Source organism: Microbacterium sp. (genome assembly GCF_011620715.1).
GTDB lineage: Bacteria > Actinomycetota > Actinomycetes > Actinomycetales > Microbacteriaceae > Microbacterium.
Genome location: NZ_WOYP01000088.1, coordinates 1 through 10,024 on the forward strand (window position 1 = coordinate 1; position 10,024 = coordinate 10,024).

Genomic DNA, 10,024 nt, shown 5'->3' on the forward strand with positions numbered 1-10,024 from the left:
GCCGCACACGCACTCCGCCGTGCTCGACGGCGTGCGGATGCTGTCCTCCGAGTGAGCTGGACGAACCGCGGGGGTGCGGCGACGAGCACGCCGCGCCGCCTCATCCCTCGGCCCGGAGTACCGTGGACGCTGGACCTGCGGAGGGAAGGCGATCGGGTGGACGCGCGATGAGCGACTCACGTCGCTATCCCGACGGCTCTCTTCTGCGGCTCACGGTGCCGCGACGCATCGTGCGTGCGGTCGCCTACTTCGTGCGGCGCTCTCCCGCGCGCGCATCCGTGCTCGTGTTCGTGCTCGCTGCGCTGTTCTTCTCCGTCCTCCTGAGACTTCCGATCGCTTCCGCCACCGGCCGCGCGGCGGCCTGGGAGGATGCCGTCTTCACGGCCGTTTCGGCGATCACCGTGACGGGACTGACCACTATCGACACTGCGACCGCCTGGTCGCCGTTCGGGCTCGTCGTGATCCTGATCGCGATCGAGATCGGCGGCCTCGGCATCGTCACCCTCGCGCTCCTTCTCTCACGCGCGGTCACCCGGCAGCTGGGCCTGGGTAGCAAAATCTTCGCGCAACAGACCATCGGCTCACCCGAGTTGGGCGAGGTCCGCAGTCTTCTCAGGGTCGTGGTGCTGACCACGCTGACGATCCAGGGCGTCCTGATGGTGATCCTCACCCCCGCGTTCGTCGTCGAGGAGGGCTGGGGCCTCGGCCTGTGGTATGGACTCTTCTACGCGGTGTCGGCGTTCAACAACGCCGGGTTCGTCGTCCATGTCGGGGGCCTGACGGTGTTCGACGGCAACCTGTGGATCCTCGTGCCGGTGATGATCGGCGTCTTCGTGGGAAGCTTCGGATTCCCGGTGTTCCTGAACCTCATCAGCACTCGGTGGAAATTCTCGCGCTGGACCCTCCACACGAAGCTGACACTGCTGACCACCTCGATCCTGCTGGTGGCCGGAGCGATCGCATGGACGGTGTTCGAGTGGTCCAACCCCGCCACGATCGGCGAGATGAACCCGGCCGAGAAGATCTTCCACGGTCTTTTCGCCTCGACGATGATGCGATCGGGGGGCTTCGCGATCACCGACACAGCCGCGTCGACCACGACCACGCTGCTCGCCAGCGACGCCCTGATGTTCGTCGGCGGCGGCTCGGCATCCACGGCCGGGGGGATCAAGGTGACCACCCTCGCGGTGCTGTTCCTCGCGATCATCGCAGAAGCCCGGGGAACGCGCGACATCACCGCCGCTTCCCGCACGATCCCGAACGGCCTGCTGCGGGTCGCCATCAGCGTCACATTCCTGGGGGCGACGCTCGTGCTGGTCGCCACGACACTGATCACCCTCGTCAGCGATGCGTCGCTGGATCGGATCCTCTTCGAGGTGATCTCGGCTTTCGCGACCTGCGGGCTGTCTGTCGGCCTGTCGGCCGAGCTCGACCCGGCGGGCAAGTATGTGCTGTCCGCGCTGATGCTCGCGGGGCGCATCGGTCCGATCGGACTGGCGGCAGCGCTCGCGGTGCGTCAGCGGAACATGCTGTTCACGTTCCCGAACGAGCGCCCGATCGTCGGTTGATCCGATAGCCCCCTGCGCGACGGAGTCCGGGCGAGAGGACTCCGTGAGGGAAGTGCGCCGACCCGTATGGATTCCGTGAGGACACCGCTGCGGGCCGATCGGGCGGTGTTGCATCGGATGCGGTGCCTCGAGGCACCCGTGCGACAACCCGTCGCGCGGCCATTCGATCCGCCGATGCGAAACCCCCCAGGAGTCTCAGTGCTGGATGTCATCTACCTCGCCGCCATACTCGCGCTCTTCACGCTCGTCGGCCTGATCGCGAAGGGCGTCGAGAAGCTGGGTCCGCGCACCCAGGGCGCCGCCCCGCGTGGAGCAACGGATGGAGGCGCGCAGCGATGATCGTCTTCTCGCTCATCGCCGCCGTGTTCGCCCTCGCCGCCGTCGTGTACCTCGTCGTCGCCCTCGTGAAGCCGGAGAAGTTCTGATGGATGCCGCCACGATCTGGCTCGGCATCCTTCAGGCTGCCACCGTCCTGCTGATGCTCGCGCTCCTCTACCGCCCCCTGGGCGACTGGATCGCCCGGGTCTACACCTCCGAGAAGGACTGGCGCGTCGAACGCGGTCTTTACCGCGTGATCGGCGTCGACTCCCGCGCGGAGCAGACCTGGCAGGCGTACACCCGCGGGGTGCTCGTCTTCTCGGTCATCGGCGTGCTGTTCGTCTACGCGCTGCAGCGCTTCCAGGCGGTGCTGCCCTACTCGCTCGGCCTTCCGCCCGTGCCTGAGGGACTCGCGTTCAACACGGCGGTCTCCTTCGTCACCAACACGAACTGGCAGTCGTACTCGCCTGAGGTGACCCTCGGCTACACCGTGCAGCTGGCAGGACTCGCCGTGCAGAACTTCGTGTCGGCCTCGGTCGGCATCGCCGTCGCGATCGCGCTGGTGCGCGGCTTCGCACGGCGCGGCTCGTCGACGATCGGCAACTTCTGGGTCGACCTCACGCGCGGCATCGCAAGACTGCTACTGCCGCTGTCGATCGTTGCGGCCATCGCGCTGATTGTCGCGGGCGTCGCGCAGAACTTCAACGGCTTCACCGAGGTCGGCACGATCACCGGCGGTACCCAGGTGCTGCCAGGCGGTCCGGTCGCCTCGCAGGAGGCGATCAAGGAGCTCGGCACGAACGGTGGTGGATTCTTCAACGCCAACTCGTCGCACCCCTTCGAGAACCCCGCCCCGTGGACGAGTGTGCTCGAGATCCTCCTGCTGCTGTGCATCCCGTTCGCCATGCCGCGCGCCTTCGGCAAGATGGTCGGCGACAACCGCCAGGGCTACGCGATCCTCGCGGTGATGGCATCGATCGCGGTCGTCTCGATCACGGCCGTCACCTGGCTCGAATCGCTCGGCCTCGGCACCGCCCCCCAGCTCGCCGGCGGTGCGATGGAAGGCAAAGAGGTGCGCTACGGCATCTTCGGCTCGACGCTGTTCGCCGGTGCCACGACGCTCACGTCGACCGGCGCCGTCAACTCGATGCACGATTCGTACACCGCGCTGGGCGGCATGATCCCCATGATCAACATGATGCTCGGCGAAATCGCCCCCGGCGGTGTCGGCGCGGGCCTCTACGGAATGCTGATCCTCGCGGTGATCGCCGTGTTCGTCGGCGGTCTGCTCGTCGGCCGGACGCCGGAGTACCTCGGCAAGAAGATCGGCCCCGCCCAGATCAAGCTCGCGAGCCTCTACATCCTCGTGACGCCCATGCTCGTGCTCGTCGGCACGGCGTTGAGTTTCGCGATACCTGCGGTCCGCAGCGATGTGGAGTCGGTCTCGCTCAACAACTCGGGTTCGCACGGGCTGTCCGAGGTCCTGTATGCGTTCACCTCCGCATCGAACAACAACGGCTCTGCGTTCGCAGGTCTCACCGCAGATACACCGTGGCTGGTCACGGCCCTCGGCGTCGCGATGCTGCTCGGCCGGTTCGTCCCGATCGTGCTGGTCCTCGCGCTCGCGGGCTCGCTCGCCGCGCAGGAGAAGGTCCCGGCGACCTCGGGCACGCTGCCGACGTATCGCCCGCAGTTCGTCGGCCTGCTCGCCGTTGTCGCGGTCGTCGTCACCGCACTCACCTATTTCCCCGTTCTCACGCTGGGTCCCCTGGCGGAAGGGCTCGTCTGACACATGTCCACGTCCACTCTCACTCCCGTCTCCGGCACGGTCACCCCGTCGTCGAAGAAGCCCACGCGCTCGTTCGGCTGGTCGCAGCTCGTGCAGGCTCTTCCCGAAGCCTTCCGCAAGCTGAACCCGGCAGCCCTGTGGCGCAACCCGGTGATGTTCCTCGTCTGGGTCGGCGCCGCGCTCACCACAGCGATCGCCATCGCCGAGCCGTTCCTGGGCGGTCCGGAGCCATCCGGTGGCACCGACGTGCCGTTCGGCTTCACATGGGGCATCGCCGTCTGGCTCTGGCTGACGGTCCTGTTCGCGAACGTCGCCGAGTCCGTCGCCGAGGGCCGCGGCAAGGCGCAGGCCGCCTCGCTGCGCAAAACCCGCACGAGCACGATGGCGCGCCGGGTCACGTCCTATGACGCGTCGACGGATGCCGCGGCCGACCGCGCTGAGACCGTCGAGGTCGCATCCTCCGACCTGACGCTCGGCGACGTGGTGATCGTGTCGGCCGGCGAGCTCATCCCCGGAGACGGCGATATCGTCCACGGGATCGCGACCGTCGACGAGTCGGCGATCACGGGAGAGTCCGCCCCGGTCGTGCGCGAGTCCGGTGGCGACCGCTCGGCGGTCACGGGAGGCACGCGCGTGCTGTCCGACCGGATCGTCGTGCGCATCACCTCCAAGCCCGGCGAGACGTTCGTCGACCGGATGATCGCGCTCGTCGAGGGCGCCGCGCGTCAGCGCACGCCCAACGAGCTCGCGCTCAACATCCTGCTCGCGAGCCTGTCGATCGTGTTCGTGATCGTCGTGCTCACGCTCAACCCGATCGCGTCGTTCGCGGCATCCCCCGTGTCGATCCCCGTGCTGGTGGCCCTGCTCGTGTGCCTCATCCCCACCACGATCGGCGCCCTCCTCTCGGCGATCGGCATCGCCGGCATGGACCGGCTCGTGCAGAGCAATGTGCTCGCGATGTCGGGTCGTGCCGTCGAGGCGGCCGGTGATGTGACCACACTGCTGCTCGACAAGACCGGAACGATCACGTACGGCAACCGTCGCGCGTCCGACTTCGTCGCTCTCCCCGGTGTGGGCGAGGACGACCTCGCCCGAGCGGCGGCGCTGTCTTCGCTCGCCGACCCCACGCCCGAGGGCGTCTCGGTCGTCGAGCTGGCGGCGGTCCGCAGCATCCACGTGCAGTCTCCCGCCGATGCGACGATCGTGCCGTTCACGGCGCAGACCCGCATGAGCGGCCTCGACCTGGCGGAGGGAACGCAGATTCGCAAGGGCGCCGGCTCAGCGGTGCTGGCGTGGCTGGAGCAGTCCGGCGCGCCCGTCGCGGTGAGTACCCGCGCCCTCCTGGTGAGCGAGACCGACGCGATCGCGCAGTCGGGCGGCACGCCTCTGGTCGTCGCAACCCTCGATTCGCGCGGGGAAGGAAGGGTGCTCGGCGTCGTCCACCTCAAGGACATCGTGAAGGACGGCCTGCGCGAGCGCTTCTCGGACCTGCGCTCCATGGGCATCCGCACGGTGATGATCACGGGCGACAACCCGCTCACCGCCGCCGCGATCGCCAAGGAGGCCGGCGTCGACGACTACCTCGCCGAAGCGACCCCTGAGGACAAGCTGGCCCTCATCAAGCGCGAGCAGGAAGGCGGCAGCCTCGTCGCGATGACGGGGGACGGCACCAACGACGCCCCTGCGCTCGCGCAGGCAGACGTCGGCGTCGCGATGAACACCGGCACGTCGGCCGCGAAGGAGGCCGGCAACATGGTCGACCTCGACAGCGACCCCACCAAGCTCATCGACATCGTGCGCATCGGCAAGCAGCTGCTCATCACGCGCGGAGCGCTTACGACCTTCTCGCTCGCCAATGACATCGCGAAGTACTTCGCGATCATCCCGGCGATGTTCATGGGCTTCTTCCCGGGTCTCGCGGTGCTGAACGTCATGCAGCTCAGCTCGCCCGCCTCGGCGGTCACCAGCGCGATCATCTTCAACGCGATCGTGATCGTCTTCCTGATTCCGCTCGCACTCCGCGGAGTGAAGTACCGCCCGGCGAGCGCCTCGCAGATCCTGAGCCGCAACCTGCTCGTCTACGGACTCGGCGGCATCATCGCCCCCTTCATCGGCATCAAGCTCATCGACATCGTCGTGAGCCTGATCCCCGGCTTCTGACCCCTGAGAGAGATCTGACATGTCCACCACCCGCACCACCCTGCGCGCCACGGGAGTCGCCGTCCGCGCGATGCTCGTCTTCACGCTCGTGCTCGGCATCGGCTACACCGCCCTCATCACGGGCATCGGCCAGCTCGTCCTGCCCTGGCAGGCGAACGGCTCGACCGTGCAGAACGAGTCCGGCGAGACGGTCGGCAGCGTGCTGATCGGTCAGTCCTTCACGGATTCCGAGGGCGAGGCGCTGCCCGAGTACTTCCAGTCGCGGCCCTCCGCGGCCGGCGACGGCTACGAAGGCGGCGCATCCGGCGGCTCGAACCAGGGTCCCGAGAACGCCGACCTCATCGCGGCGATCGAGGAGCGCCAGGCTGCGATCGTCGACCTCGACGGCGTGGCCGTCGGCGACATCCCCGCCGACGCGGTGACGGCGTCGTCCTCGGGGCTCGACCCGCACATCAGCCCGGCGTACGCGCTGCTGCAGGTGCCGCGCGTCGCCGAGGCGCGCGGACTCGCCGAGGCGGAGGTGCGTGAGCTCGTGGAGTCTAGGATCCAGACACGGGACCTCGGCTTCCTCGGCGAGCCGCGCGTCAACGTGCTCGAGCTGAATCTCGCGCTCGACGCAATGCAGAACTGAGGGGCGGAACGATGAAGCGGGGGCGGCTGCGGGTGCTGCTCGGCGCCGCCCCCGGCGTCGGCAAGACCTACGAGATGCTCGAAGAGGGCCGCCGCCTGCTCGGCGACGGAACGGACGTCGTCGTCGCGATCGTCGAGACCCACGGTCGGGCGGCGACGGCCGCGCTGGTCGAGGGTCTTCCGATCGTCCCCCGCCACGTCGTGTCGCACCGCGGCGTCGAGCTGAGCGAGATGGACCTCGAAGCCGTCCTCGAGCGGTCGCCTCGCATCGCGCTGGTCGACGAACTCGCCCACACCAACGCGCCGGGTTCGCGCAATGAGAAGCGCTGGCAGGACGTGCAGGAGCTCCTGGATGCCGGCATCGATGTCATCACGACCGTCAATGTGCAGCACATCGAGTCGCTCAACGACGTCGTCGAACAGATCACCGGCATCGCGCAGCGCGAGACGGTTCCGGATGCCGTCGTCCGTGCCGCGGATCAGATCGAGGTGGTCGATCTCGCCCCCCAATCGCTGCGCGACCGCCTGTCGGCCGGGGTCGTGTATCCGGCCGAGCGGATCGACGCGGCCCTGTCGAACTACTTCCGCCTGGGCAACCTCACCGCCCTGCGCGAACTCGCCCTGCTCTGGCTCGCCGACGAGGTGGACAGCGCCCTGCGCTCGTACCGCGCCGAACACGGCATCAGCGGCACCTGGCAGGCCCGCGAGCGCGTCGTGGTCGCCCTGACCGGCGGCGCGGAGGGCGAAACGCTCATCCGTCGGGGCGCGCGCATCGCCGCCCGCTCGGCCGGCGGCGAGCTGCTCGCGGTGCACGTGTCGAGCCAGGACGGTCTGCGCGCGGCGGCGCCGGGTGAACTCGCCGAGCAGCGCACCCTCGTCGAGGCGCTCGGCGGGACCTACCACCAGGTGGTGGGCGACGACATCCCGCGGTCCCTCGTCGAGTTCGCCCGCTCTGTCGACGCGACCCAGCTGGTCATCGGCGTGAGCCGGCGAGGTCGCCTCACCGCCGCGATCGCCGGGCCGGGGATCGGCGCGACCGTCATCCGCGAGTCGGGTGACATCGACGTGCACATCGTGACGCACGCCGCGGCAGGCGGCCGCTTCGCGCTCCCGCGGGTCAGTGGGGGCGCGCTCAGCCGACGCCGTGTCGTGCTCGGATTCGCCCTCGCGCTCGTCGGCGGGCCCCTCCTGACGTGGCTGCTGTACACCTTCCAGTCCCCCGAGTCGATCACGTCGGACGTTCTCGCGTTCCAGCTCCTCGTGGTCATCGTGGCGCTCGTAGGCGGTATCTGGCCGGCGTTGTTCGCCGCTGTGCTGTCGGGCCTCACCCTGAACTTCCTGTTCGTCGATCCGAGGTTCACGCTGACGATCTCCGATCCGCGATATCTGTGGGCCCTGTGCCTGTACGTCATCATCGCGATTCTGGTCAGCTACATCGTCGATCAGGCGGCCCGCCGCGCACGCCAGGCCCAACGGGCGACGGCAGAGGCCGAGCTGCTGGCTTCCGTCGCCGGCAGCGTGCTGCGCGGTGAGAGCGCCGTGCCCGCGCTGGTCAGCAGAACGCGCGAGGCGTTCGGGTTGAGCGGCGTGCGGCTGCTCGATGCCGGAGGCGCCGTGCTCGCCACCGACGGCGAGCCGGTGCGCGACAACCGCTTCATCGCGGTGCCGATCGGCGGTGAGAACGCGCCGCGCGCGACGCTGGAGCTGCACGGCGCCCCCTTGGATGCATCCGAGCGCCGCCTGCTCGACGTCATCGTCGCCCAGCTCGGCGGGGCCATCGAGCGCACCGACCTCACCGAGACGGCTCGGGAGGTGGGAGCACTCGCCGAGACCGACCAGGTGCGCACCGCGCTGCTGTCCGCGGTGAGCCACGACCTGCGCCGCCCGCTCGCCGCCGCCGTCGCCGCGATCGGCGGTCTGCGTGCCTCGGGCGACAACCTCTCGGCATCCGATCGTCGCGAGCTGCTCGAGACCGCCGACGAGAGCCTGGGGACGCTGTCGACACTCGTGACCGATCTGCTGGACGTCAGCAGGGTGCAGGCGGGAGTGCTCGCCGTCTCGCTGCGACCGGTGGATGCCGCCGACGTCGTCCTCGCCGCCCTGGAAGAACTGCATCTCGGGCCGGGCGAGGTCGACCTGGTGCTGGACCCCGCGCTGCCGCCGGTCCTGGCCGATCCGGTATTGCTGCAGCGCGTGCTCGTGAACGTCCTCGCCAACGCCGAACGCCATGCCCCCGCAGGCACCCGGGTGCGCGTGACGAGCAGTCGTTGGGGATCCGCCGCCCAGCTGCGGATCATCGACCACGGCTCCGGCATCCCCGATGATCGTCGCGACGACGTGTTCGCGCCCTTCCAGCGGCTGGGTGACACCGACAATGCCGCCGGCCTCGGTCTGGGTCTGGCATTGTCGAAGGGGTTCACCGAGGGGATGGGCGGCACCCTCACCCCCGAGGACACCCCGGGCGGAGGATTGACCATGGTGATCGAGCTTCCTGCGGTGGAGACGTGAAGATCCTCGTCGCCGACGACGATCCGCAGCTCGTTCGAGCACTGCGCATCACCCTGGCGGCGCACGGCTACGACGTCATCGCGGCAGCGGACGGCGCGGCGGCGGTCGCCCTCGCTGCGCAGTCGCACCCCGACATCGTGCTGCTCGATCTCGGGATGCCACGCCTGGACGGCGTGCAGGTGATCGAGGCGCTGCGCGGGTGGACCTCCGCGCCGATCATCGTCGTATCGGGCCGCACCGGTTCGGCTGACAAAGTCGAGGCGCTGGATGCCGGAGCCGACGACTACGTGACCAAGCCGTTCCAGATCGACGAACTGCTCGCACGGCTGCGCGCGCTGACGCGGCGCGCCGTGACAGGTCCCGGCGAACCGGCCGTCTCGTTCGCGGATGTCACGATCGACCTGGCCACGAAGTCGGTCACGCGCGACGGGGCACGCGTGCACCTGACTCCCACCGAGTGGCGGATGCTCGAGTTCCTCGCCCGCAATCCCGGTGCCCTCGTCACGCGTCAGACCCTGCTGAAGGAGATCTGGGCGAGCGACCAGGTGAGCGACTCGGGCTACCTGCGGCTGTACATGTCGCAGCTGCGCAAGAAGCTCGAGACCGACCCCGCCCACCCGCGGCACCTGCTCACCGAGTCCGGCATGGGCTACCGCCTCGTTCTCGCGCCCTGACGGCAACCGGGGCAGGTGTGCCCGCGGCTTCCTCCGAGCGCTGAAGTTCCCTGCGAGCGCTGCGGTTCCCTGCGAGCGCTGCGGTTTCCTGCGGGGGCTGCAGTCTGCTGCGAGCGCTGCGTCGCGCGACGCAGCGCTCGCAGGGATGTGCAGCGTTCGCCGAGGCAACCACCCAGAGGCAACCACGCGGAGGAGGCAACCACCCCGAGGCAACCAGCCCAGGGGCAGCTGCAAAGGGCGGCGAAGACCAGAACTGACGGCGCGGGGCGCCGCCTCTCAGCCCAGGCCCGCGCGCTCCGCATCACCGTGGGCACCCGCGACCGGCTTGCGCGAGAGACCGACGGATCCGGCATCCGGCCCCTTCGACAGCGCCGCGG

8 protein-coding genes are annotated in these 10,024 nt (G+C 69.2%); all 8 read left to right on the forward strand.

What is annotated here, in order from left to right; translation table 11 throughout:
• Nucleotides 1–167: 167 nt before the first annotated feature.
• The 8 genes from QZV84_RS09310 to QZV84_RS09345 all read left to right on the forward strand — a co-directional run bounded on the left by QZV84_RS09310 (nucleotide 168) and on the right by QZV84_RS09345 (nucleotide 9,647).
• Nucleotides 168–1,568, forward strand: a complete 1,401-nt coding sequence (locus QZV84_RS09310) for a potassium transporter TrkG (protein WP_292828711.1) — start codon at nucleotides 168–170, stop codon at nucleotides 1,566–1,568.
• 198 nt (nucleotides 1,569–1,766) lie between these two features.
• Nucleotides 1,767–1,907, forward strand: coding sequence for a hypothetical protein (locus QZV84_RS09315; protein ID WP_292828714.1), 141 nt, complete (start codon nucleotides 1,767–1,769; stop codon nucleotides 1,905–1,907).
• On the forward strand, nucleotides 1,904–1,993 hold the full coding sequence (locus QZV84_RS09320) for a potassium-transporting ATPase subunit F (RefSeq protein ID WP_292828717.1): 90 nt from the start codon (nucleotides 1,904–1,906) through the stop codon (nucleotides 1,991–1,993). The genes QZV84_RS09315 and QZV84_RS09320 overlap by 4 nt, the downstream gene beginning before the upstream one ends.
• Complete coding sequence (gene kdpA, locus QZV84_RS09325; protein ID WP_292828720.1) at nucleotides 1,993–3,675, forward strand: potassium-transporting ATPase subunit KdpA; 1,683 nt, start codon at nucleotides 1,993–1,995, stop codon at nucleotides 3,673–3,675. The genes QZV84_RS09320 and kdpA overlap by 1 nt, the downstream gene beginning before the upstream one ends.
• A gap of 3 nt (nucleotides 3,676–3,678) precedes the next feature.
• On the forward strand, nucleotides 3,679–5,835 hold the full coding sequence (kdpB, locus tag QZV84_RS09330) for a potassium-transporting ATPase subunit KdpB (protein WP_292828723.1): 2,157 nt from the start codon (nucleotides 3,679–3,681) through the stop codon (nucleotides 5,833–5,835).
• A gap of 19 nt (nucleotides 5,836–5,854) precedes the next feature.
• Nucleotides 5,855–6,466, forward strand: a complete 612-nt coding sequence (gene kdpC, locus QZV84_RS09335) for a potassium-transporting ATPase subunit KdpC (protein ID WP_292828726.1) — start codon at nucleotides 5,855–5,857, stop codon at nucleotides 6,464–6,466.
• Between the two features lie 11 nt (nucleotides 6,467–6,477).
• On the forward strand, nucleotides 6,478–8,973 hold the full coding sequence (locus QZV84_RS09340) for a DUF4118 domain-containing protein (RefSeq protein ID WP_292828728.1): 2,496 nt from the start codon (nucleotides 6,478–6,480) through the stop codon (nucleotides 8,971–8,973).
• Nucleotides 8,970–9,647 carry a response regulator gene (locus QZV84_RS09345; protein WP_292828731.1) on the forward strand — a complete coding sequence of 226 codons (678 nt, stop codon included), beginning with the start codon at nucleotides 8,970–8,972 and terminating at the stop codon, nucleotides 9,645–9,647. The genes QZV84_RS09340 and QZV84_RS09345 overlap by 4 nt, the downstream gene beginning before the upstream one ends.
• Nucleotides 9,648–10,024: the final 377 nt, after the last annotated feature.

Coding starts and splice junctions, on each gene's coding strand:
- QZV84_RS09310 (WP_292828711.1), top strand. CDS start 168: ATGAGCGACTCACGTCGCTATCCCGACGGCTCTCTTCTGCGGCTCACG.
- QZV84_RS09320 (WP_292828717.1), top strand. CDS start 1,904: ATGATCGTCTTCTCGCTCATCGCCGCCGTGTTCGCCCTCGCCGCCGTC.
- kdpA (WP_292828720.1), top strand. CDS start 1,993: ATGGATGCCGCCACGATCTGGCTCGGCATCCTTCAGGCTGCCACCGTC.
- kdpB (WP_292828723.1), top strand. CDS start 3,679: ATGTCCACGTCCACTCTCACTCCCGTCTCCGGCACGGTCACCCCGTCG.
- kdpC (WP_292828726.1), top strand. CDS start 5,855: ATGTCCACCACCCGCACCACCCTGCGCGCCACGGGAGTCGCCGTCCGC.
- QZV84_RS09340 (WP_292828728.1), top strand. CDS start 6,478: ATGAAGCGGGGGCGGCTGCGGGTGCTGCTCGGCGCCGCCCCCGGCGTC.